Consider the following 21,586-nt stretch of genomic DNA (forward strand, 5'->3'; position numbering starts at 1 on the left):
AGCACGCGCGCTGCCCGGCGTCAGCAGCGGCCACAGGGCGGCTCCTGCGGCTGCCGCGGATGCTCCCGACACGAACCGGCGACGGCTCATCCCGCTCATGAATCCCCCTGTCCACGGCGGCAATTGAGTGTCACGCCCGAGGGCCGGGCGCGTCCGCCGGGGCAACCTTACTGAGGGGTAGACAAGTGTCCAGAGCACAGATGCAAACTTGGGGGAAACAGGGGGAACGAGTTGCATCGGCCGACGGGGAACTCAGCCCAAGGGCCTCTCCCCGCGTCACTGCTCGGCGAGGACGACCACTGCGGCGGCCGCGGTCAGTGTCAGTGGCACTGTCTTGGACGGGTCGAGGAAGACCCCGTACGCGGGCAGTACGCCGTTCGCATTCCTTGATCGATTGACGGGCGACGCGGTCGGCGCCCGGTGGCCGAGGCTGAGTGCTGTGATGGTGGCGGTGAGCCGGTCCGGGACGAAGGCGCGGGTATACACGAATCCGGCGCCCGGCATACGACGTCTGTGCGCAGGTTGACGGTCCGCGGGTGGCCGAGCCCGGGGTGGAGCCGCGGCGCCGGGCGTCCTGCCGGAAAGCAAGACCGGTCTCCGTCACCGCCAGCAGTGGCAGCGTACGTCGCCGTCCCCGACCCCGTCCCACCCTGGGGTGCGCGCGGTCGCTCATCGGCAGCGGGCGCAACGCGGCGAAGGCGTTCGTGATGGGCCGGTGGGCGAGACGCAACAACACAAGCGATCACGATGCCGCAGACGTGGACAGGGCGGTGAACTGGCTGAATGACGATTGTGGCAGGCGCAGTGCCAACGACTGCCGGGCATCCCGGTGTCGGGATGCCCGGTTGCTGCTCCGTGGGTCAGCCGCTGTGCACGGCACTGACGAGGTCGGGTAGGAGCTTCGCCGCATTCGGCGTGCCCAGTCCGGTGACGGGGTCCCACCCTGTGGTGGCCGAGTAGCCCGGGACCGAGGCTTCGGCGGTGTTGTTGCCCACGGTGATGTCGTTGAAGTCCGCCGCGTATGTGGCCGGGTCCGACGCGAGCTTGTACAGAGTCGGGTTGATGAGTCCGAGTCCACCGCCGTTGATCTGGTCGGCGAGGGAGACCAGGCCCGCCCACTGGGGACATGCCAACGACGTGCCGCCGATGTCGTACCAGCCCGTGCTGCACGGTGTGCTGCCACACTTCAGCCCGCTCTGGCCGTCGGGCGGGAGGGACAGGTACACCAGCGCTCCCGTGGAGGGGCTCGCCTGCAGGGAGACGTCCGGAACGCCGCGTGTCGCACCGATGGAGGTGCTGCCGGCCGGCATCGCGCCCGACTGGTAGTCCGGCTTGGCGAAGACGCTGCTGTAGCCGCCGCCGGAGCCGATCCAGCCGATCTCCGACTGGCCGGCGGCCTTCTGACAGGCCCCCGGCGGGGAGGCGCTGTCCACGACCCTGCCGTTGGTGGCACCCGGGTCGGTGCACAGGTCCGTGCCGCCGACACCGGTGACCAGCGGGTCGGACGCGGGCCACTCGACGGCGGGACCGGTGAGCGTGGTCCCGCCTTTGCCCACAGGCGTCTTGGCCGAACCGGCGCTTCCATCGTCACCCGACGAGCCGAGTACGGTGACGCCGTTCTGTGCCGCCGACTTGTAGGCGTAGCGCAGGTTCTCCAGCGATCGGGCGCTGCCGAAGGCGCCCTCCGCGGAGGCGAACGACTGGGAGATGACGGTCGCGAGGTGGTGCTCGACGACGTACTGCTCGGCGGCCATCATCTGAGGGAGACCCTGCACCCCGAGGGTCTCGGCGGTGGGGGTGGTGACCAGCAGGATGTTGGCGCCTGGTGCCATGGCGTGGGCGGTCTCGACGTCGAGAGCCACCTCCAGTGCCCACGCGCTCTTGTCCTCCTGCCCAGGGGATTTACTCGTGGACGGCGGCGCCTTGGTGGCGGGCGAGCCCTGCAGATGAAGCTCGCTGAAGGTCGGCATGCCGGGTGCGCAGCTGACGTTCTCTTCCCCGCACATGGCTGCGAGGTTGAACGCCTGGTCGAATACGTGCAGGTCGTGGGCCATGGTGTCGCTGCCGTAGGAGTCGACGATCGCGATCGTCTGACCGCGGCCATCGTCTCCGGCTGAGTGCAGCGGGCCCACGTTGTAGGCCGCCTGGATGGCCTGGGGGGTGAAGCAGCGGCGTCTCACTGACGCGCACTGAGCTTGTGTGGGGGGCGTCTGGCTGGTCGTCAACTGCGTGTAGTCGGCGACGGTTGGCCGTACGTGCGGATAGGTTGCCTGGTGGGCAGCGCTCGTCGCGGGCACGGCGCCCGCCGCTGCGAGGCTGAGTGTGCCCACCCCCGCGAGCAGCCACCGTCTGATGGTGCGTGCCATCAGAGTCCTTTCTTGAGATCGAAAGGGACCTTGCGTGTCCGCCCCTCAGGTGGGGGGTGGTGGCACAGGGGTTGCGGACGGGGCGAGGTTACTCTCGCAGTTGTTGGGCGGACAGTCTCGTCCTGTCAACAATGACCAAAGAATGGTGTCACTGGACCAGTTGAGCGGTGGTGCCTGAGTGTTCGGGCCGCTCGCGTTCGCCGCCACGTGGTCGCCGAACTGTTTGGCGCCCGCTCCGGCTCGGCTGGAGGCTGAGGCATGCGCTGCCGGCGCCCGGGGCCAGGTCCCTCGTCGGTGCTGACACATCCCGGATGGAGATGGTGCACGTCGGTTCTGCCGTAATGACCGTTTGGGGCAAGGCGGCCGGCTGCGAATCCGTTGGTCCATGCCGGCTCGGAGGACTGGGTCGGGCCCACGAGAGCAGCCGGCGCGAACATGCTCTTCCGGCTGCCGTGGCTCGCAGTCGTCAGGGCGGGCGGCCCACGAAGGGGAATCGGCGATCGGGGCAGCCACTGCGATGGACCGGTGGCCGTGGTGGTCGGCCAGGGCCCCGACCGGCGGGCCGCCGGCGGCGATGGCGATGCTCTGGGCCGCGCCGGCCGGTCCCGCGAAGGCGTAGCTGTGGGTCGCCGCCTGGTCCTGGACGAGCGTGGCCGCTTATCGAGTGTGTCTGGCGTCGTCCGCACGGGCGGTGTCGTGCCGGGAGAGGAGGGAGAGCAGGTCTGCGACGGTGAGGTCGGCTTCGGCGGGGTGGCGCAGGACGGTTCCGGGCTGGATGCGGTAGGCGTTGGCCCGGCCCTCACGGGTGTGGGTGAGATACCCGTCGGCCTCCAGATCGGAAATGATCTTCTGGACTGCGCGTTCGGTGAGCCGGCAGCGTGCGGCGATGTCGCGCATGCGGGTTGTGTGATCGTCGGCGATCGTGGCGAGTACCCGGGCGTGGTTGGTAAGGAACGTCCACCCGGTGTGCGGTTCCGGTGCTTCTCCCATGCATCCCAGGGTAGACGTCTTATTCACGTATCCAAAAGGGTGAAATATTTTTCCGGTATTCCTTGACGGGTGAGGTCCGGTGAGCGGAGTCTTGGAAGCGAGGTCGGAGGGACCCGGACGGGAGAGGTGGCCATGTCCGAACCGAGGCTTCCACCGCAGAGCGCCAGGGAGGAGGACATGACCGTGCACGCAGCAATGACCGACGCCTCTGCCACTGCGGAAGCGCCGCTGCAGGATCTGATGATCAATGTCTCCCCGTGCGGTGGGCGTGTGCTGGTGACGATCTGCGGCGAGCTGGACCTCTGTACGGAAGGGGCACTTCGGTCAGCCCTGAGGGAAGCCGTCGGGCGGGGCACCCGGGGCGTTGACCTCGACTTGACCGGGACAACGTTCTGTGACTGTTCCGGGCTCAATGTCCTGCTGGCCGCTCGGCGCGATGCCCTACGCACCGGGAAGACCCTGACCGTCCAGGCCGCCAGTCGGCAGGTCCAGCGTCTGCTGAGCGCGACAGGGACCGGTTCCCTGTTCGTATGTCGTCGTGCCCCGTACCCGCCGTCAGGGACTGCCCTGCCGGCTGCCGAGACCCAGGAGGATGCCCTGAGTCAGGAGGAGGAGCTGCGCACCGAGGTGGTTCAGCTGCGCCGCGCCATGCAGACACGCGCCGTCATCGACCAGGCGCTCGGGGTCCTGATGGCCTCGTTCCGCCTCAGCTCCGAGGACGCCTGGAACGTGCTGGTCACGGTCTCCCAGAACACGAACATCAAGCTCCATAGGCTCGCCGGGCAACTGGTCACCACAGTCCAGGGAGTTGCCCTGGCCGATGCGGTGCAAGCGCAAGTGGCCGCAGCCGTCGCTGCTCTGCATGCCGCCGCGAACATGCCTTCAGAGGTCCCGCGGCCCACTGAGGCGGGCGAAGGTGGTGGCGACGGGCAATGAAGTCGCCGTCGCGGCACTGCAGTTCATGGCGGATCTGGGTGAGTGCGGAGTGCAATGTGCTCCTGACTGTGCTGACAGCCGTGCTGAGGGCGGCAGCTGTTCTCTTGGTCGTGCCCTGATGAGGGGCGGGCTGGAGTGGCCGTTGCGGCAGGTGTAGCCGGTACGGTTGTGGGTCCAGTGGGATTCCAAGTGTCCGCCGCAGACGCCCCTCGCTCCGGCGGGTTTCAGCTCCGCCCGTGTCCCGGTTCCGGCGGGGGCAGGGGCGGCAGGTGGGTGTCGTAGAGCCAGGCGCGCAGCAGGGGTTCCACCGCCCTCGGTACGGTCCGGCCGGCGTGGGCGACGAAGGCTGCGGTGTCGGCGCTTTCGCCGCGGTGGGCGTGGTGCCAGCCGCGCAGCATGGCGAAGAAGCGGTCGTCGCCCATCGTCAGTCGTAGCGCGTGCAGCGTGCACGCGCCCCGGTTGTACACCCGCTCGTCGAAGATGCGGTCGGGGCCGGGGTCGGCGATCCGCAGCCCCTTGCCTTGGCGGGCGAGGGTGTGCCAGGCCGCGCGGGCGATGGTGTCGGCGGAGTCCTCGCCCAGGTGCTCCGACCACAGCCATTCCCCATAGGTGGCGAAACCCTCGTTGAGCCAGATGTCCCGCCAGTCGCGCAGGCTGACGCTGTTGCCGTACCACTGGTGGACGAGTTCGTGGGCGACCAGCGTCTCCCAGGTGCGCTCGCCGTCGATGTGGTTGCGGCCGAAGACGGACGCCGTCTGGTTCTCCACCGGCTGGTCCAGGTCGGCGTCCACGACGCCGGCGCCGTACGTCTCGAAGGGGTACGGCCCGAACCACCGGGTGAACGCCTCGAACATCTCGGGGTGGCGGCCCAGATCATGCCGGGCCCGGCCGGACAGGTGGACGGGGGTAGGCGTTGCGGCCGGTGATCGAGCGGCCGGTCGCGCTGTCCGTGACCTTCCAGGTCTCGTGCGCGAAGCGGCCGGTGCACAGCGCCGCGAGGTAGGGGGCCATGGGACCCCCGTGGTGGTATGTCCAGCACTCGGTGGTGTCCGAGGTGCGCCGCTCCAGCAGGGCTCCGTTGGCGAGCGCCTGGTGGCCGCGGGGCACGGTCACCCGGAAGGTGAACTCGGCCTTGTCGTCCGGACGGTCGTTGCACGGGAACCATGACGGGGCGCCCAGCGGCTGGGCGGCCACCAGCGTGCCGTCGTGTGCGTCGCCCGTGCGGTCCCACCCGATCTGCCCGAACGGTGTGCGTACCGGGCCGGGCCGGCCGCCGTAGCCGATCTCCAGGGTGAAGGGCGTGCCAGCCGGGATCGGGCGCGGGGCGGGCAGCAGCAGTTTGTGCCCCTTCCGGCCGGGCCGTACGGCGGCCCCGTCGACCAGCGCCTCGTACACGGAGAGCCTTGCCAGGTCGAGGCGGACCTGACGCAGCGTCCGCTCGGCCACCACGCGGATGTGCGCCCGGCCCTCCAGGGTGCCGGCGGCCGGGTCGTAGGCCAGGCGGAGGTCGTAGGCGAGCGAGCGTCGCAGCACCGGGTGCCGGTAGAGGTCGGCGACCGACAGACCCGGGTGATCCCGGCGCAGCATCGAGGCCATCCGGGCGGCGGTCAGGCTGGTGCCGCCCAGCTGGACGAAGTCGCTGTCCGGGCCGGGCCGCAGACCCAGCAACTCCTCCCAGCCGTCCGCCATTGGCGAACCAAATACCACAATTCACCCTGTCGTACTCCGGCGTGGTCCGGCCGCCTCACCGCACCGGGAAGCCGAAGACGTAGCCCTGCTCCTTCAGCCGGGGCAGGAGCGCGGCGAGCGCGGCCACCGTCTGCGACCGATCCCCGCCGCCGTCGTGGAAGAGGATCGTCGGGCCGTTGTGCAGTTCCCGTTCCACGGTGCTGAGGATCGTCCGCACCCCGGGCCGCCGGTAGTCCTTCGTGTCTATGTTCCAGCCGAGCGGGCGCATCCCCAGCGACGCGGCGATCTGGCGGCTGTACGGGGTGAAGGCGCCACCGGGCGCGCGGTAGTACAACGGTTTCACCCCGCCGGACGCGCGCTCGATCATCCGCTCCGCGTCGACGACTTCGCCGTACTGGTAGGAGGCCGGCTTGCGGTCCATCGCCGTGTCGTGGCGGACGCTGTGGTCGCACAGCCGGTGCCCGTCGGCGACGACCTGCCGCAGCACGTCGGGATACCTGGCCGCGTTCCGCCCGATCATGCAGAAGACCGCCTTGACGCCGTTGTCGCGGAGCACCTTCAGCACACGCGGCGTCCATACCGGATCAGGGCCGTCGTCGACGGTGATGTTGACGGCGTGCGCACCCTGGTCCGAGGCATGGGCGATGTCCATGCTCACCACCGGGGCGGACAGGTGCGGATCCGGTACGGACTTCTGGTCCGCCGGCGGCTGCTCGGAGGTGTAGAGCGGCGACGAGGGCGAGGCGATCGCCCGACCCCGGCCCTCCGGCCGGTCGTCCGTCGCACTGCCCGTGTGACCGCCCCATATCGGGCCCAGGACCGCGGCGACGACCACTGTGGTGGCGGCCGCGAGCACCGCCCGGGTTCCTTCCCGCATCCCGTGCTCCCCCCCCTGTTCGTGGCCTGAGTGTTCCTGCGTTCCCGTCCCCCGACACCGGACAAGAGGGCGGGATTCCGTCGCGGCAGCCCGCCCGGCTCGGTGCGGCGCTCATCCGGCAGGCGCCTGGGGCCAGTTCACGTACGAGCATAGCTTGCCAGCTTGCGCAACCATGCAACCAGGGGATTGATGCCGGGCTCGCGCCTCCGTACGTACGCTGCCGCGGCCGCCGCTCTTGCAGCGCTCCCGATCCCGACGACCGCCGCGCACGCCGCCCCGGCTGCTACGGCCGTCTCCAAGGCGGACCGGGCCTGTCCCTGTGGCCGCCACCTGTCGAGGCCTACCGCTGCGCCTACGTCACCAGCTGGGAGGCGGACAAGACCCGCTGGGACTTGAGCATCGACCGATCATCTGCGAGTTCAGCACAGTGAGGGCGGGGGAGTGCGGTATGCGCGGAAGGAACGCCTTCCTCGAGGCGCTGCGGGCCGTGTACGACCACGCTGCCAGTCCGCCAATCACTGAGGATTCCCATGCCCCTCATCCCTTCGGTGCGTCGGTATGGTGGCTGAGGAAGTTGAAGGCCACCGGGTACAGACGCATCCAGGTGTTGTAGTTGTGGCCGCCGCTGGGCAGCACCAGAGTCCGGGTCTGGACGCGTGTGCCGGCTGCGGCCTTCGCGAACTGTTCGATGTAGTGCGGCGGACTGAGCCGGTCCTCCGCCGAAGTGGCCAGGAAGAGGCTCACCGGTGCGGTGGTGTGCGTCACCATGTACGTGGGACTGGTACGCCGCCGTACCGCCGGGTCCCTGAGCACGCCCTTGTCACCGGTCAGCGGGTCGGGGTCCAGCGCGGCGCCGGCGCCGAAGACCTTGGGGTAAGCAAGGGGGAGTCGGGCGGCGCAGAAGCCTCCGGTGGAAAAGCCCATCACACCCCAGCCCTTGGGACCCGACAGTGTGCGGAACTTGTGGCTGATCAGTTCCGGCACGTCACGCGCCATCCAGGTGGCGACCTTTCGGTTGGGCTGATCGGTGCAGTCGGTGTCGATGCCACCCGGATCGACCACCGGCATGACCAGAATGAAGGGGTGTGTGGTGCCCGCGGTCATCAGCTGCTGGAAGTCCTGGGGCATGCCGCCGTGTTCCAGCCATGAGGCGGGGCTGCCCGGCACTCCGTGCAGAAGCAGCACGATCGGGAACCTGGTGTGGCGGTACCGGGGCTGGGTGTACTGCGGCGGCGTCCAGACGACGACTTGCCCGGAAAGCGCGGAGTGCCGGCCGCGGAAGTAGGTGTCCAGCAGCCCTGTCTCGCTGTTGGTGAACTTGGCACGGTCGGCGGGGGGTCCGGGCATGGCGACGGCCCCGGTGTTCCTTCCCAGCAGGTCGTCCCAGGAGGCGTACAGGCCGTAGTCGTTGTTGATCCACGTGGCGACCACCGAGATCGCGGTGAGCTGGCACAGGCCGATCATCAGCAGCCGTAGCAGCCAGCGCAGCGTGTGGGGGCCCCGGAGCCGCGACCACAGCAGCATGGTGCCGATCACGCACAGTGCGGTGGCCGCGATCAGCGCGACGAAAAATGGCGTCCCCGTCAGACTCATGGTCAAGCCCCCAGTTGTCGATGTCTCTCGGCAGCCATGTCCCACGCAATCACATCCGGGCAGGCGAAGGGGGCTGCCGTCGGCCCGACGTCGTGCGCGGGTCCGGCCTGCATGGGGACGCCGGCGCTTTTGAACACCGTGCGCTTGCGGTGAGCGGCGGGGGCCGAGGTCAGGGTGCTGCCCAGTTTCGGTGAGGTCCCAGGACGAGCAGGTCCAGGGGGCTCACGTCGAACAACATCGTGCCTCCGCTCCGTCCCCGAGGGAAATGCCGGCCTCACGGTCGTACGAACAGGGCTTCGGCGGCGCTGACATCGGCGGGCGGGACGGGCGGGGGCCGACGGGCGGTGTCGCTCACTTTGACCAGGATGGCGATCAGCAGCCAGTTGGCGACCATGGACGAGCCGCCTTGGGCGAGGAAGGGCAGCGCCTTGCCGGTGAGCGGGATGAGTCCGGTGACTCCCCCCACGACGACGAAGACTTGGAGGACGAGCGCCGAGGCCAGGCCGCCGGCCAGCAGTTTGCCGAACGGGTCGGTTACGGTCAGGGCGGTGCGCAGGCCGCGCTCGGCGAGCAGGGCGTAGAGCAGCAGGGCGATCGTCACCCCGGTCAGGCCGAGTTCCTCGCCGACCGTGGTGAGGATGAAGTCGCTGCGCCCGGCGAAGCCGATGACCTCCGGGTGCCCTTGGCCGAGGCCGGTGCCGAGGATGCCATCCGAGCCGAAGCTGAACAGTGCCTGGGCGGCCTGGTCCGAGACCAGCCCCGGCGGGCGCTTGTCGGGCGGGAGGAAGATGTCCGTGGGGTGCAGCCAGGCGACGACACGGCCGTGGACGTGCGGTTCGAACGACCCGACGATGAAGGCGCCGAGGGCGAACATGGCGACGCTGAACACCACCCAGCTCGTGCGCTCGGTGGCCACGTACAACATGATCACGAACAGGCCGAAGAAGATCGGCGAGGTGCCGAGGTCCCGCTCGAAGATCAGGACGAGCAGGCTGAGGATCCACACGGCCGCGACGGGGCCCAACTGCCGCCCGCGCGGCAGATACATGCCCATGAGGCGCCGCCCGGCGAGCGCGAGGGCGTCCCTGCGCAGTGTCAGGTATCCGGCGAAGAACCGCCGGTGGAGCAGCGGCGCCTCGGACCAGGGCTGGGCGCACGTCGCGCCCGCGTCGACGGAGTCCTCGACGGTGGCCGCGAGGGCGGGCCGGACCGCATGGACACGCATGCCGGTCGGTGGTGACGTCGGCGATCGACGGTCGGTCCGGGTCGGCGCGGCGAGAAGAAGACCCTGCTCAACCAGGTCAGCCCCGGCGATGCACCTGGGGCAGGCAACGAGCGCAGAGGCAGGCTTCTTACCGAGGCGGCTTATGGTGCGTCGCCATGACTCGTACACGGCTCTACCGCAACGGCTCCCTGATCCTGGAGGACTTTCCGACCGCTGACATCTCGGATTACGTGAATGATCCGGACGTGGCGGTCTGGCTCGACCTGTGCGATCCGTGCTCCGCCGACTTCGCGATGATCAGCGAGGAGTTCGGACTGCACGAGCTCGCGGTGGAGGACGCGCGTCACGAGCATCAGCGGCCAAAGCTGGACCGCTACCGCACCCATGCCTTCCTCAGCGCCTACGCCGTCAGCGCGGACGAGACCGGTGGCCGGCTGACCGCAAGTGAATTGTCGGTGTTCATAACGCCCACAGCGTTGATCACCATCCGCCCCGACCACCGGTTCGACATCGAGAAGGTCGTCGAACGCTGGGACAACAACAGCGATCTCGCCAAGTACGGCGTGGGATTCCTGCTGCACGGACTGCTGGACCACATCGTTGACGGGCATTTCGCCGCCGTGCAGGAACTCGACGACCGTATCGAAGCGGTGGAGGATCTGCTCTTCGACGAGGGGCGCGAGCAGATGGACTCCGTCCAGCGGGACTCCTACGCGCTGCGCAAGAACCTCACCAAGCTGCGCCGCGTAGTGTTGCCGATGCGGGAGGTCGTCAACAGCCTTCTCCGGCGTGACCTGCACATCGTCGCCGAGCCCTTGCTTCCCTATTACCAGGACGTGTACGACCACGTCCTCAGGGCCACCGAGTGGACCGAGTCACTGCGGGACATGATCACGTCCATCATGGAGACCAATCTGACCGTTCAGGGCAATCGCATGAACCTGATCATGAAGAAGGTGACCAGCTGGGCGTCGATAGTGGCCGTGCCCACAGCCGTCACCGGTTTCTACGGGCAGAACGTTCCGTATCCGGGTGTCAACACCCACGTCGGCTTCCTCACCTCCACCGGTGTCATGGTCGTCGCATCCGTGCTGCTCTACTGGGCCTTCAAACGCAAGGACTGGATATGACCCCGTGCGTGTCCGGCGTGAATCGCACGCGCCGCAAGAGCGTGGCCAAGGACTTGTTCGACGGCCGAATGGCACGTTGTCGATCCGCGCTCGCCGGGCGACGCTGTGGCCGGCGTGGCCCGCAGCCGGTCCGTCAGCGAGACGAGCCACTGGAGCCCGACGGTATGCACACGACGCCGACCGTCGACTACGGCCTCGTGCTGCAGGGCGAGATCGTCGTGGAACTCGACGACGGCCAGTGCACTCAACTGTCGGCTGGGGACATCGTGATCCAGAACGGCACCATGCACGCGTGGCGCAATCGCAGTGACAAACCGGTCACCATGGCCTTCGTCCTCATCGGCACCAACCGCGACGGCTGACTGAGCCCAGAATACGGTCGCGGTCCTCGTTGCGTGTTCGTAGGTGATGGTGATGCCCGGGGCGTCGTAGAGTTCGTCCCGCTGGGCATGGTTGATGGCCTTGAGGGCTGCTTGGTAGCGGTCACCGGGAAGCGCGCGGAAGGTTGTCCATCAAACCGGGCCAACTTCACGCTCCGGCGAGCAGCGGGACCGCGCTCGCTCCGGTTCACGTGGCCATGCACAGTCTGCGAGCGTCGAAAATCGCGGCGTGGACGTTGCGGTGGGCAACCGCATCACCGATGCGGAACAGCTGGTAGGTGCCGTCCTGATTGGTCACCTGGACTTGTGGCCGGCCCGCGACTAAGGCGGTCGGGTCGGTCTGGCCAAGGTTGCGCGAACTCGCCCTCAGCTGGTGGTACAGGTCGTCGGCAGGGGTGGTGCCGTGCTCGACGACGACCTGGTCCACGGTTCGCTCGCACACCGCGTCGGTGTAGGCGTTGGCCAGCGTGGCCACAAGTGTGCTGCCCTCGCGACTGACAGTGCGCAGGACGTGGTCCGGGGTCAGCACCGCACCGTGGGCGTACAGGGTGCGCAGGTAGTCCGGGTAGATCGTGCCGGTGACGTCCGTGCCGACATGCCGGTCGGGGGTCACGATCTCCACCTGTACGCCTGTGGCGGCAAGCCGCTCGGCGGCGGTCAGCGCCTGCTCCCCGCCGTGGTCATCGAAGATCAGTACCCGGCTGCCGGGCCGGGGCGTCCGGCTCAGCACGTCCCAGGTCGAGGCGACCAGCTCCGCACCGGTCCTGAGAACGGCAGTGTTCGGGAGCCCCCCGGTCGCCACTATCACGATGTCGGGCTGTAGGGCGAGGACGTCGGCAGGCTCGGCGAGGCAGTTCAGCCGTACCGTCACTCCCAGGTGCTTCGTCTCCTGGGCCAGCCAGTGGATGATGCCCGCCTTCTCTGCGTGCCGGGGGGTCCGGGCGGCGAGGATCATCTGGCCGCCGAGCCGGTCGGCGGCCTCCAGCAGCGTCACGTGGTGCCCCCGTGCCGCACAGACGCGGGCGGCCTCCAGGCCGGCCGGGCCGCCGCCGACCACGACCACCCGCTTGGTGGTGGGCGCGGGGCTGACCAGTTGCGGGATCACCGCTTCGCGGCCGGTCGCGGGGTTGTGCAGGCAGAAGGTCTCGACCCGGGAGGCGCAGTAGGTGGCGCCGACGCAGGGACGGATGCGCTCCTCCTGTCCGGCGAGGAGTTTGGCGACGATGTGCGGGTCGGCGATGTGCGCCCGCGTCATGCCGACCATGTCGGCGTAGCCGCCGTCGATCGCGTGCCGGGCGGTGGGCAGGTCGGCGATGCGGCCGGCGTGGAAGACCGGGATGCCGACCTCCTTGCGGATCGCGGCCGCCACCGGGAGGTGGGCGCCCAGCGGTCGGCCGTACACCGGGATGGCGTCGGCCAGTTCACGGTCGGTGTTGCCGGAGCCGTAGATGACGGACAGGAAGTCGAGCTTGCCGGTGCGGGCCATCGCCGTGGCGATGCCGACGCAGTCGGCGGGCGTGAGGCCGCCGGCCGCGCCCTCGTCGCCGGGGACGCGCATGCCGACGACGAAGTCGTCGCCGACCTCTTTGCGGACCTCTTCGAGCACCATGTGGCCGAAGCGCAGCCGGTTCTCCAGAGTGCCGCCGAACTCGTCGGTGCGGTGGTTGGTGCGCGGCGACCAGAACTGGTCGATCAGGTGGCCGGCCATGGCCGCGATCTCGATGCCGTCCAGGCCGCCCTCCCGCGCCCTGCGGGCGGCCGCACCGTAGGCCTTGACGATTCGGTCGATGTCGAAGCTGGCTGTGGCTGTCCAACCTGGCACTCCTGGCAGGTGCCCAGTTCAACGTCGAGCTCTCGCGGCAGGCCGTCAACGCTCATGCGCGCGGACATGGACAACCCTGATGGCCGGTGCCGACCGGGCGTGAGGCGCGCGTGAGCCTGGTGCGGGGTGAGCAAGAGCGAAGATCGGTGTGTGACGCCGACCGATCGGCCCTACGGGCCCGATGTCGACCCCGTCGGCGGCTGCCCGCACGCCCTGATCGCCGACCTGCGGGCCCGGGGGCCCATTGCGGACATCGTCCTTCCCGGCGGGTGATGAGTAGGCGGTCGGTGCACTCGCGGCGGACGGTGCCTGCCCAGCATGCCGCGAAGGCGTTTGCCTTCGGCGATCTCTTCGGGGAAAGCAGCACCTGCACGCCCGCGTCGGCGAGCACGGCGTCGAAGTCGTCGGGGAACTTCCCGTCCCGGTCGCCTAGGAAGAACCGGAACCGGTCCACCCGGTCTTCGAGGCCTATCACCAAGTTCCTCACCTGCTGCGTCGCCCAGCCCCGGTTCGGGCGCGCGCTGATGCCGAAGATGTGCACTCGGCGCGTTGCGACTTCCATGACGAACAGCACAGCCGCTGGCAGAGCGCGGTATCCACATGGAAGAAGCCGCAGGCCAGCAGTCCGGAAGCCCGGGCGCGCAGGAAGGAGGCCCAGGCGTCGTGACACCGAGGCCTGCGGTCCACGCTCGGCCGAGCTCATCCCTTCCAACGAGTACGTGGCCATCGAGGGCGCCGGCCACGGCCTGTGCTGGACGCACGCCGACGACGTCAACGTCCAGTTGCTCAGGTTCTTCGCCGACTAGGAGCGGTGAAAAGGAACCGTTCGTGTACTCGACGGTCATATTCAGTGACCCGGACGACATTCAACTCGAGTTCGTCGCCGTCGGCTGGACGGAGAAACTGAAAGCACCGGGATAAAACGGCCTCGATGCCGGCGGCCTCCCTGGAATTCGGCGAATAATCCTTGTCCACCACAGCTTGCGGCAGTGATGCCGCGAGATTCCGAGTTCACTCGAATGGCCCCGGCGCCGGGACGAGCCGTCAGGTGCCGTCGAATATGGAATCCCGGGCGTCGTCCGACGTCCCCGCACCGAAGGACCGGCATGCGAATATCCCGCGAGTCCCTCCGTACCGTGCACATGGCCCGTTGGGCTGCGGCTCTTCTGGCCGTATCGGGTCTCACCTGCGCACTGACAGTCGAAACGGCGCAGGCCGGTGGTGGTCCGAGCGGTGATCCCGGCCGGGCGAAGCCCACCATCGTGCTCGTGCACGGCGCCTTCGCCGACGCGTCGAGCTGGAACGGGGTCGTGCAGCGGCTCCAGCAGAACGGCTACACGGTGGAAGCGCCGGCCAACCCGCTCCGCGGCGTTCCCCAGGACTCGGCCTACCTCGCGAGCTTCCTGAAGTCCGTCAAGGGACCGATCGTCCTGGTCGGCCACTCCTACGGCGGCGAGGTGATCTCCCAGGCCGCCGCCGGAAACGACAACGTCAAGGCCCTCGTCTACATCAACGCGATCATGCCGGACACGGGAGAGTCCTTCTCTAGCCTCTCCGCGAAGCTCCCGGCCGCCCCGCTCACCAAGGCCCTGAAGCAGGTGCCCTTCAGTAGCGGTGACGGCACGACGGGCACGGACGTCTACGTACAGCCGGACAAACTGCACCAGGTCTTCGCCGCCGACCTGCCCACCAGCCAGACCGACCTCATGGGAGCCACCCAGCGTCCGATCGCGCTGTCGGCGTTCGCGGACAAGCTCACCGGCGCCGCCTGGCGGAACAAGCCCGTGTACGTCCTCGTCGGCAGGCAGGACCAGGCGATCAACCCGGCCCTGGAGCTGTTCGAGGCGAAGCGCGCGAACGCCCGCAAGACAGTGGAGATCAACTCCTCGCACGTGTCCCTCGTTTCCCACCCGCAGGCGGTCAAGAACCTGATCGTCGACGCCGCCGAGGACTATATGCGGAAGAAGTGAAATAGGGTGGCCGTACGATGGTCCGTCGGCTTGCTGACGGACCCTCATGCTCCTTCAAGACAGGCCCGCTCAAAGGTGCCGTGGTCGTTGTGCCGGACACCTCCAGTTCTTCCACGTCGACGGCGTGCACCACAAGGAAGTAGCGGTCCGGACCCTTGCCTGGAGGCGTTGCCGGACCGAGGTACCTTCTGTAGCCGGCGTCGTTGGCCAGTGTCACCGCGCCACCCGGCACATCCCTGCCGTCCCCCCGCCCCGGCCGGAAGGTCGGTCACGGAGGCGGGCAGATTGGCCACAGCCCAATGCCAGAAGCCCGAAGCGGTGGGCGCATCGGGGTCGAACATCGCCACTGTGAAACTCCGGGTCTCCACGGGAAAACCGGACCAGCTCAGCTGTGGTGAGATGTCGATCCGCCTGCCCCCAGGATGCCCCTCACCTGCTCACGGGCCAGTTGCTCGCCGTTGGCCACGGAATCGGAAGTCAACGAGAAGGTCCTGATCGGCGGCATGGAATCGTAGGGGCCTAGGGTTTGATCATGGCAATCCTTCGAAATATTCTACTGTCGGAGCCGTGCGCATCCTATTTTTCGGCGTCAGAATTCCATTAGAGTTTCTTGACGCTCACATACGAGACGCGTGCATCGATCGGTCGCAAGTTGCCGATTCCGAGTTGTCTGTTCACGCTTGTTATGTAGGTCTCAAACTGGTCATACTGCACCCTCCCCAGGTGTCATCTTCTAGAGGAGCATCCCATGGCCAAGATCTTGTGCGTGATGACCGGCGCAAGCTATTGGACCCTGAAGGACGGGCATCGGCACCCCACCGGATACTGGGCCGAGGAATTCGTGGCGCCGTACACCGTGTTCACCGATGCCGGACACGAGGTCACCGTGGCAACTCCGCAAGGTGTCATTCCCGTTGTGGACACGATGAGCCTGCGGCCCAGTATGGCGGGTGGCGAAGAGAACTCCCTCCGGGAGGAGGCCGTCATCGAGAAGGCCGAGGAGTTGCGGCACCCCATCTCCCTCAAGGACGTGCGTCTCGAGGACTTCGACGCGGTCTACTACCCCGGAGGCCACGGCCCGATGGAAGACCTTTCGGTCGACCCGGACTCCGGGGCGCTCCTGCGGGAGGCACTCGCCTCCGGCAAACCCCTCGGCGTCGTGTGCCATGCCCCGGCCGCTTTCCTCGCGACCCGTGACGAGAACGGCGACACGCCTTTCGCGAACTACCGGGTGACGGGTTTCTGCAACGAGGAGGAGGCCGGTGTCGGTTTCGCCGACAAGGCCAAGTGGCTGCTGGAGGACGAACTGAAGAAGCTGCCCACCGACTATTCGCGGGGGCCTGCCTGGGAGCCCTACACGGTCGCGGACCGCAACCTCATCACGGGCCAGAACCCGGCGTCCTCGGGCCCCCTCGCCAAGGAACTCGTCAAGGCTCTGTCCTCCTGAAAGGATCTACCGGCTCTCGGTCACAGGAGCCGGTGCCCCGCCGGGGCGACGCCCGGCGGGCTGACAGTGCTGATCAAGAAGCGTCGGAGGGCGGTCGAGCTCAGCGTCCTGCCCTCGGTGACATCGGTCGATAGTGAAGGTGCCAAGAACTCCGTAGCTGTGCAAAGCTGATCCGCCTGCGGTATGGAAGTTCATTCATGGCACAGAAATAGGAGGGGAGCGCGGGGCGCATGGAGGGTGCATGCACGGGCGCAGGGGGCCTCCCCGGGCAGCGCGCCGGTTGAGTGCTGAGGCGATCGACCGATGCCGGATACGGCTTCCTGACGGTCATCGGACCCTGCGCCCTGGCATGATGATGCCCATGACCATGTACCGAAAGGCCGATGCCGCGTAGACGGCCTGGCGCGCTGCGCGCTAAACAGTCTCCTCGTGTTGCATGGAGCTTGCTTCCAGACCGCATTCACGGCCTCTCTGCCCGAACCAGCACCGAGATAGATCGAATAGAGAGGCTCTCGAGCAGCTACTACATCTACCCCGGTGCCACCGACCGTGCTCTGCGCCGGTATCGAGCGTTTCTGCAAGCACCGGGGCGACGGCCCCTCTATCCGCAGGATGCGGAGTGTTCATGCCGTGGCTGTTCCTTCGATGACGTGCGGCATGCCCGCGACGTCCTTGAGGAGGTCTTGCAGCAGTTGCCTCCCTGTCCCCGCACCGAACTGAATCACCTAGTGCGTGCTCTGGACACCAGGTACGTGAAGCGCACACTGCCGGATCCGTTCGCCGGTCACCGGCAGTGGCGTTCTGACCTCTGGTGGCGGCGCCGTCTGGCTGGCGGCCGGGAAGCCGGGTGAGGAGCCTGCACTGGCATCGAAGTCAGGGTGACATGATCAACGCGTGGCTGGTGTGATCACGACGTCGCAGCCGTCCTGGATAGGCCCGTTGTGGTCGGTGCGCCGGTGGTTCCAGACCTGCCGGCCGGTGTAACGGGGATCGGCCAGGATGGCCCGCACCGTGTTCAGCACGCGCCGCCCATCGCGGTGTGGGTTCCGGGCTCGGTCGGCGGCGGCCGGGAATCAGTGGGTTCAGGGCTCCGTCTGCGTGGCCGGATTGCGTGGCCCTCGCGCCTCCATGCGTCGAGATATGGCCGTCGTCCTTGACGATGCCCTGCGCCCTTGATGCCTCTTAGGCAATGAGATCTTCTCAACGAAATGATCTCGTGACGTGACTCGGCGCAGGGACTCCGCGAGCCGCGATGAGTCCTGGGGCGTTCGGCGGTCGTACTGTCGAACCCGTTACCGAGGAGGACTTCTGATGCGCAGCGTGACCTATTCGATGAGCGTCTCACTTGACGGCTACATCGTCGGGCCGGACGGCGGCTTCGACTGGACGGCGCCCGACGAGGAGGTGTTTCGCTTCTGGATCGACGAGATTCGACAGGTCGGCGTCCACCTGTTGGGACGACGGCTGTACGAGACGATGCTGTACTGGGAGACCGCCGACCAGGATCCTTCGCTCGACGACTCCATGCTCGAGTGGACCGCGCTCTGGAAGCCGCTGTCAAAGGTGGTGTTCTCCACCACGCTGTCGGCGGTGCAGGGCCATGCCCGCCTGGCCTCCGGCGGCCTGGCGGAGGAGATCGAGCGGTTGCGAGCCGAGCCGGAAGAGGGCGACATCGCGATCGGCGGCGCCTCTCTCGCCGCCGAGGCGGCCGCGTCGGGTCTGATCGACGAGTACCGGGTCATGGTCTACCCGGTGCTGGTCGGCGGTGGCATTCCGTTCTTCCCCCAGCACGAGCGCCGGGTGGATCTCGAACTCCTCGAGACCCGCACCTTCAGCTCGAGAGTCGTCTACCTCCGCTACCGCGTGGCGCGCTAGCCGGCTCGCCCGCCGAGCCCTAGGAAGAACGGGCCAGTCAGTGACGTCTTTCCGGGGACCCGGATCCCGATGCCCGCACCGATTGGCCCTTGTTCGCCAAGTCGGCATTCCCTCGGCCGCCTTGCGCTTCTTGCTGAACCACCACGGACGCCGGTGAGACGGTCCGCCTCGATGAGCGTGCCGTCAAGGATCACGTGAGTCGTCCCCTCCTACCGGCAGCGGCAGCTGCACAGGCCGCTCGGCGGCGCGGTCGGCGACAAAAGCGGTGATGGCGAGGTGAGTCTCTCCATAGGCCTCGCGGCGGCCGGTGCACCGCTGGAGCAGGCGCCGCTGCCGGACTTCGGCGTTGGCGTGCTCGACACAGATCCGGCGGGAGGACCGGCGGCGTTTCATCTCGCGCCAGCCGTACCGTTCGGTGACAGGGCTGTCGTGCGGGGCCTTTCCCGCAGTCGGTCGCCCTCACGTCGCCCGTGACGCCCGGACTCACAGCCCGCCGCCCAGCGCGGGGCGAGTTCCGCGACCACGAGGCCGTCTCCATGTCCCCGCACTCCCGACCAAGATCGATCGTAGGTCGGCCCATTAGGGTCGGGGGCATGACGACACCCCTTGCCAGTAGTGCCTTTGACTCGCTCCGCCTCGACGCCGTGCCCGACGAGCAGGCGTTGCGCCGGGTCTACGAACTCCCCAGCGACGCGGCCGTGCGGAAGCAGATGACCGAACTCACCGAGCAGACCCGGCGGTTGATCGGCTGCTCATCGCTGGTCCTGGTCGCCAGCGCGGATGCCGAGGGGAACTGTGACGTCTCCCCGCGCGGCGGCCCCGCCGGGTTCGTCGCCGTCCTGGACGCACGGACGGTGGCGATACCGGACGCGACCGGCAACAAGCGGCTGGACACCCTGCAGAACGTCATCGCCACCGGACGGGCCGGGCTGCTGTTCGTCATTCCCGGGCGCACCACGACGCTCAGGGTGAACGGCAGGGCCTGTGTCTCCACCCGTCCGGAGCTGCTGTCGCAGCTGACCGCCGTGGGCAGGCCGCCGGCCAGTGCGCTGGTACTGGGGATCGAGGAGGTCTACCCGCACTGCCCCAAGTCGCTCCTGCGCAGCGGAGCCTGGAAGCCGGAGCAGTGGCTGCCGGCGGACGCCCAGCCGACCTCGGCCGAGGTGACGCTGGCCCAGCTGCGGATGCCAGAGCTGACGATCGCCGACATCGAGCAGGCGGAGGCGGATTCGCTCAAGTACCGGTACGAGTAGCGGGCAGACCCTGCGATTGCTGAACCACCAGCCCGCCGAACCAGCACGCCCCGAGATCAGTAGCGGGAGGTTCGGCGGGGGCGCCTCACCTCTGGGTGTTGCAGTCGTAGAGGGCGAAGCTGCCGGCGGTGCGGCGGCCGTAGGCGGTGGGCGGGATGCGGGTGCAGTGGGACTTCACCCAGGTGGTGGCGGGAGTGGTGGGGCGCTGGGTGGTGAGCAGCGCATAGCGCAGTTGGCGGGTGGTGACGAGGCTGCCGAGCTGTTGGGCGGTGGGGAAGGGGGTGTTGCCGGTGAAGCCGCCCATGACGAGGACGGGCTCGGACTTCGCGCGCAGCAGGGGCTCGGCGGTGTAGGCGGCCTGGGTGGCGAGCAGGTACTTCTCGCCGTGGCGGTGCGTGGTGAGGTAGTCGAGCAGGGCGGTGTCGCGGGCGCTGGGCCGGCCGAGTCCTACCCGCTGCGGAGCGTGGCGGTGGTGGACGCCGTACGCCTTGCCGACCGGACCGGTCATCGGCGAGGTGGCGGCGCCCGCGTAGAGCGGGTCGAGGCTGGAGATGGCCCAGCCTGCCGGTACGACCAGGGTGGCCGCGATCCCGCCGGCGAGGGCGGCGTGCACCATCCGCGGGGCGGTGCGCGGCCCGCGGGTCCACAGGCCCGCCACGCCGCACAGCGCGAGCATCACGGCGATCGGCAGCAGCCGTGAGACGAACCGGGTCGGCCAGTCGAGTACCAGTGCCCACGCCACCGTCAGCACGATCGCCGCCGGCAGCGCCATGTGCCGCCGGCCGCCCGTCCCGTGCTCCGCCTCGTGCACCGGCTGGTACTGCGCCTCGTACTCCGATCGGAAGAGCGCGAGCCCGCCGCCGGCCAGCGCGGCGAGTGCCGGGGCGATGACGGCCGTGTAGTAGGCGTGGTTGCCGTTGGAGGAGCTGAACACCAGTGCGTGTATGGCCAGATAGCCGCCCCACATCACAAATCCCGTGCGCAGCGGATCCGTTCGCGGTTGCCCTGCGCGCCAGACGACGCCCAGGACCGCGGCGAGCACGGCGAGCGGCAGGAACCAGGCGATCTGCGGGCCGACCGTGTGGTTGATCAGCATGCCCCAGCCGGTGTTGCCGGTGGTGCGGCTGGCGGCGGTGCCCGCGACGGCGCCGAACGCGGTGGAGTCGCTGCCGAAGCGACTCAGTCCGTTGTAGCCGAAGACCAGGGTGAACGGATCGTTGTTGGACGTGCCGTCGAGGTACGGGCGGTTCGCGGCCGGTGTCACCCAGGCGATCAGCACCCAGGAGCAGGAGACCGCCAGCGCGACCGCGCCGGCCAGCAGGACGCGCAGGGCCCGGTTCAACCTGGTCCCGGGCGCGGCGAGTTGGTAGACCGCGGCGAAGACGGGCAGCACCAGCCAGGCCTGCAGCATCTTGGTCTGGAAGGCGAGCCCGACCCAGATCCCGCAGGTGATCAGCGGCAGCAACCGCTCGGTGCGCACCGCCTTCTGCAGCGCTCCGGCAGCGGCGACCAGCAGCAGGGTGAGTGCGGTGTCCGGGATGGTGGCCCTGTTGAGGACCACGGTGATCGGGGTGAAGGTGAGCGTCAGCGCGGCGATCAGCGCGGCGAACGGCCCGGCCCAGGCCCGTACGATCCGGTGCAACAGCCATACGGTGAGCACGCCCTCGACGACCTGCGGCAGCGCGGCCGCCCACGTGCTCGGACCGAAGATCCAGACGGTGACGGCGTCGGGCCAGAAAGCGCCGGGCAGCTTGTCGATACTGATCGAACCGCTCGCGTCGAGCCCGCCGAAGAAGAAGGCCCGCCAACTGTCGGCCATCGACCGTATCGCCGCGCCGTAGAAGGGGTGGAGCGCGGCGTGCCCGATGCCCCACGAGTACAGCACCGTGGCGACGACCAGCACCGTGGCGAGCGCCGGGCGCTCCCAGCGCGGGGCGTCTTCCGGCGGGACGGAGCGGCGGCCGGCCGCCCGGCGGCCTCGGTGCGCGCCGGTGGGCTGGACGGCGGAGACGGCGGTCATGGCAGTGGTCCTC

19 protein-coding genes and 2 pseudogenes are annotated in these 21,586 nt (G+C 68.5%); 8 read left to right on the forward strand and 13 right to left on the reverse strand.

All coding sequences use genetic code 11. From position 1 onward, the window contains the following. Window positions 1-276: 276 nt before the first annotated feature. From ACZ5NH_RS05500 to ACZ5NH_RS05510, 3 genes are all read right to left on the reverse strand, one after another. Window positions 277-504: a hypothetical protein gene (locus ACZ5NH_RS05500; RefSeq protein ID WP_468773096.1), complete on the reverse strand. Its 228-nt coding sequence runs from the start codon at window positions 502-504 to the stop codon at window positions 277-279. Window positions 505-860: 356 nt separating this feature from the next. Next, window positions 861-2,366: a S53 family peptidase gene (locus tag ACZ5NH_RS05505; RefSeq protein ID WP_468773097.1), complete on the reverse strand. Its 1,506-nt coding sequence runs from the start codon at window positions 2,364-2,366 to the stop codon at window positions 861-863. A 657-nt stretch (window positions 2,367-3,023) separates the two neighbouring features. Further along, window positions 3,024-3,356, reverse strand: coding sequence for a helix-turn-helix transcriptional regulator (locus ACZ5NH_RS05510; RefSeq protein WP_388627181.1), 333 nt, complete (start codon window positions 3,354-3,356; stop codon window positions 3,024-3,026). A gap of 177 nt (window positions 3,357-3,533) precedes the next feature. Between ACZ5NH_RS05510 and ACZ5NH_RS05515 the strand changes: the two genes are divergently transcribed. Beyond that, entirely contained in the window at window positions 3,534-4,292 is a 759-nt protein-coding gene (locus tag ACZ5NH_RS05515) for an ANTAR domain-containing protein (RefSeq protein ID WP_468773098.1), read from the forward strand. 224 nt (window positions 4,293-4,516) lie between these two features. On the opposite strand, the gene ACZ5NH_RS05520 is transcribed toward ACZ5NH_RS05515, so the two are convergent. The 5 genes and pseudogenes from ACZ5NH_RS05520 to ACZ5NH_RS05540 all read right to left on the reverse strand — a co-directional run. Further along, the gene (locus ACZ5NH_RS05520) at window positions 4,517-5,146 is read right to left on the reverse strand and encodes a M1 family aminopeptidase (RefSeq protein WP_468773099.1); all 630 of its coding nucleotides are present in this window, start codon (window positions 5,144-5,146) and stop codon (window positions 4,517-4,519) included. Window positions 5,147-5,165: 19 nt separating this feature from the next. Continuing rightward, window positions 5,166-5,981: a phosphopantetheine-binding protein gene (locus ACZ5NH_RS05525; RefSeq protein WP_468773100.1), complete on the reverse strand. Its 816-nt coding sequence runs from the start codon at window positions 5,979-5,981 to the stop codon at window positions 5,166-5,168. Window positions 5,982-6,036: 55 nt separating this feature from the next. Further along, complete coding sequence (locus ACZ5NH_RS05530) at window positions 6,037-6,858, reverse strand: polysaccharide deacetylase family protein (protein WP_468773101.1); 822 nt, start codon at window positions 6,856-6,858, stop codon at window positions 6,037-6,039. Window positions 6,859-7,395: 537 nt separating this feature from the next. Further along, on the reverse strand, window positions 7,396-8,451 hold the full coding sequence (locus ACZ5NH_RS05535) for an alpha/beta hydrolase (protein ID WP_468773102.1): 1,056 nt from the start codon (window positions 8,449-8,451) through the stop codon (window positions 7,396-7,398). Window positions 8,452-8,725: 274 nt separating this feature from the next. Further along, window positions 8,726-9,616: pseudogene (locus ACZ5NH_RS05540) on the reverse strand (FtsW/RodA/SpoVE family cell cycle protein); the annotation flags it as partial. Between the two features lie 215 nt (window positions 9,617-9,831). Between ACZ5NH_RS05540 and ACZ5NH_RS05545 the strand changes: the two are divergent. Together ACZ5NH_RS05545 and ACZ5NH_RS05550 are read left to right on the forward strand one after the other, a co-directional pair. Next, entirely contained in the window at window positions 9,832-10,806 is a 975-nt protein-coding gene (locus ACZ5NH_RS05545) for a magnesium transporter CorA family protein (protein WP_388627169.1), read from the forward strand. Window positions 10,807-10,814: 8 nt separating this feature from the next. Then, window positions 10,815-11,168: a cupin domain-containing protein gene (locus ACZ5NH_RS05550; protein ID WP_468773103.1), complete on the forward strand. Its 354-nt coding sequence runs from the start codon at window positions 10,815-10,817 to the stop codon at window positions 11,166-11,168. A gap of 205 nt (window positions 11,169-11,373) precedes the next feature. Here the strand turns inward: ACZ5NH_RS05550 and ACZ5NH_RS05555 are convergent, their stop codons facing one another. Next, a complete protein-coding gene (locus ACZ5NH_RS05555; protein WP_468773104.1) occupies window positions 11,374-13,008 on the reverse strand; it encodes an oxidoreductase in 1,635 nt (544 codons plus the stop codon). 150 nt (window positions 13,009-13,158) lie between these two features. On the opposite strand from ACZ5NH_RS05555, the gene ACZ5NH_RS05560 reads away from it, so the two are divergent. Further along, complete coding sequence (locus ACZ5NH_RS05560; protein WP_468773105.1) at window positions 13,159-13,281, forward strand: hypothetical protein; 123 nt, start codon at window positions 13,159-13,161, stop codon at window positions 13,279-13,281. An 869-nt stretch (window positions 13,282-14,150) separates the two neighbouring features. Further along, complete coding sequence (locus tag ACZ5NH_RS05565) at window positions 14,151-14,978, forward strand: alpha/beta fold hydrolase (RefSeq protein ID WP_468773106.1); 828 nt, start codon at window positions 14,151-14,153, stop codon at window positions 14,976-14,978. On the opposite strand, the gene ACZ5NH_RS05570 is transcribed toward ACZ5NH_RS05565, so the two are convergent. Next, the gene (locus ACZ5NH_RS05570) at window positions 14,929-15,210 is read right to left on the reverse strand and encodes a hypothetical protein (protein ID WP_468773107.1); all 282 of its coding nucleotides are present in this window, start codon (window positions 15,208-15,210) and stop codon (window positions 14,929-14,931) included. The two genes, ACZ5NH_RS05565 and ACZ5NH_RS05570, sit on opposite strands and share 50 nt — an antisense overlap. A 49-nt stretch (window positions 15,211-15,259) precedes the next feature. After that, window positions 15,260-15,346, reverse strand: a pseudogene (locus tag ACZ5NH_RS05575) (YbhB/YbcL family Raf kinase inhibitor-like protein); the annotation flags it as partial. A gap of 380 nt (window positions 15,347-15,726) precedes the next feature. Between ACZ5NH_RS05575 and ACZ5NH_RS05580 the strand changes: the two are divergent. Then, on the forward strand, window positions 15,727-16,425 hold the full coding sequence (locus ACZ5NH_RS05580) for a type 1 glutamine amidotransferase domain-containing protein (protein WP_468773108.1): 699 nt from the start codon (window positions 15,727-15,729) through the stop codon (window positions 16,423-16,425). An 887-nt stretch (window positions 16,426-17,312) separates the two neighbouring features. On the opposite strand, the gene ACZ5NH_RS05585 is transcribed toward ACZ5NH_RS05580, so the two are convergent. After that, window positions 17,313-17,447 (reverse strand): hypothetical protein, encoded by a 135-nt coding sequence (locus tag ACZ5NH_RS05585; RefSeq protein ID WP_468773109.1) that lies wholly within the window; start codon window positions 17,445-17,447, stop codon window positions 17,313-17,315. A gap of 289 nt (window positions 17,448-17,736) precedes the next feature. Here ACZ5NH_RS05585 and ACZ5NH_RS05590 point away from each other — a divergent pair, with 289 nt between their 5' ends. Both ACZ5NH_RS05590 and ACZ5NH_RS05595 read left to right on the forward strand, forming a co-directional pair. Continuing rightward, a complete protein-coding gene (locus ACZ5NH_RS05590; RefSeq protein ID WP_468773110.1) occupies window positions 17,737-18,300 on the forward strand; it encodes a dihydrofolate reductase family protein in 564 nt (187 codons plus the stop codon). Window positions 18,301-18,893: 593 nt separating this feature from the next. Continuing rightward, entirely contained in the window at window positions 18,894-19,553 is a 660-nt protein-coding gene (locus tag ACZ5NH_RS05595) for an MSMEG_1061 family FMN-dependent PPOX-type flavoprotein (protein ID WP_468773111.1), read from the forward strand. An 85-nt stretch (window positions 19,554-19,638) separates the two neighbouring features. On the opposite strand, the gene ACZ5NH_RS05600 is transcribed toward ACZ5NH_RS05595, so the two are convergent. Beyond that, window positions 19,639-21,573 (reverse strand): ArnT family glycosyltransferase, encoded by a 1,935-nt coding sequence (locus ACZ5NH_RS05600; protein WP_468773112.1) that lies wholly within the window; start codon window positions 21,571-21,573, stop codon window positions 19,639-19,641. Between the last annotated feature and the right edge of the window lie 13 nt (window positions 21,574-21,586).

Source organism: Streptomyces sp. NPDC031426, assembly GCF_055581585.1.

What these genes read in the sequence shown, in the direction of transcription:
- ACZ5NH_RS05510 (WP_388627181.1), bottom strand. Translation starts at nt 3,356, where the DNA reads ATGGGAGAAGCACCGGAACCGCACACCGGGTGGACGTTCCTTACCAAC.
- ACZ5NH_RS05595 (WP_468773111.1), top strand. Translation starts at nt 18,894, where the DNA reads ATGACGACACCCCTTGCCAGTAGTGCCTTTGACTCGCTCCGCCTCGAC.
- ACZ5NH_RS05590 (WP_468773110.1), top strand. Translation starts at nt 17,737, where the DNA reads ATGCGCAGCGTGACCTATTCGATGAGCGTCTCACTTGACGGCTACATC.
- ACZ5NH_RS05505 (WP_468773097.1), bottom strand. Translation starts at nt 2,366, where the DNA reads ATGGCACGCACCATCAGACGGTGGCTGCTCGCGGGGGTGGGCACACTC.
- ACZ5NH_RS05530 (WP_468773101.1), bottom strand. Translation starts at nt 6,858, where the DNA reads ATGCGGGAAGGAACCCGGGCGGTGCTCGCGGCCGCCACCACAGTGGTC.
- ACZ5NH_RS05580 (WP_468773108.1), top strand. Translation starts at nt 15,727, where the DNA reads ATGGCCAAGATCTTGTGCGTGATGACCGGCGCAAGCTATTGGACCCTG.
- ACZ5NH_RS05600 (WP_468773112.1), bottom strand. Translation starts at nt 21,573, where the DNA reads ATGACCGCCGTCTCCGCCGTCCAGCCCACCGGCGCGCACCGAGGCCGC.
- ACZ5NH_RS05545 (WP_388627169.1), top strand. Translation starts at nt 9,832, where the DNA reads ATGACTCGTACACGGCTCTACCGCAACGGCTCCCTGATCCTGGAGGAC.
- ACZ5NH_RS05525 (WP_468773100.1), bottom strand. Translation starts at nt 5,981, where the DNA reads ATGGCGGACGGCTGGGAGGAGTTGCTGGGTCTGCGGCCCGGCCCGGAC.
- ACZ5NH_RS05500 (WP_468773096.1), bottom strand. Translation starts at nt 504, where the DNA reads ATGCCGGGCGCCGGATTCGTGTATACCCGCGCCTTCGTCCCGGACCGG.
- ACZ5NH_RS05565 (WP_468773106.1), top strand. Translation starts at nt 14,151, where the DNA reads ATGGCCCGTTGGGCTGCGGCTCTTCTGGCCGTATCGGGTCTCACCTGC.
- ACZ5NH_RS05535 (WP_468773102.1), bottom strand. Translation starts at nt 8,451, where the DNA reads ATGAGTCTGACGGGGACGCCATTTTTCGTCGCGCTGATCGCGGCCACC.
- ACZ5NH_RS05515 (WP_468773098.1), top strand. Translation starts at nt 3,534, where the DNA reads ATGACCGTGCACGCAGCAATGACCGACGCCTCTGCCACTGCGGAAGCG.
- ACZ5NH_RS05520 (WP_468773099.1), bottom strand. Translation starts at nt 5,146, where the DNA reads ATGTTCGAGGCGTTCACCCGGTGGTTCGGGCCGTACCCCTTCGAGACG.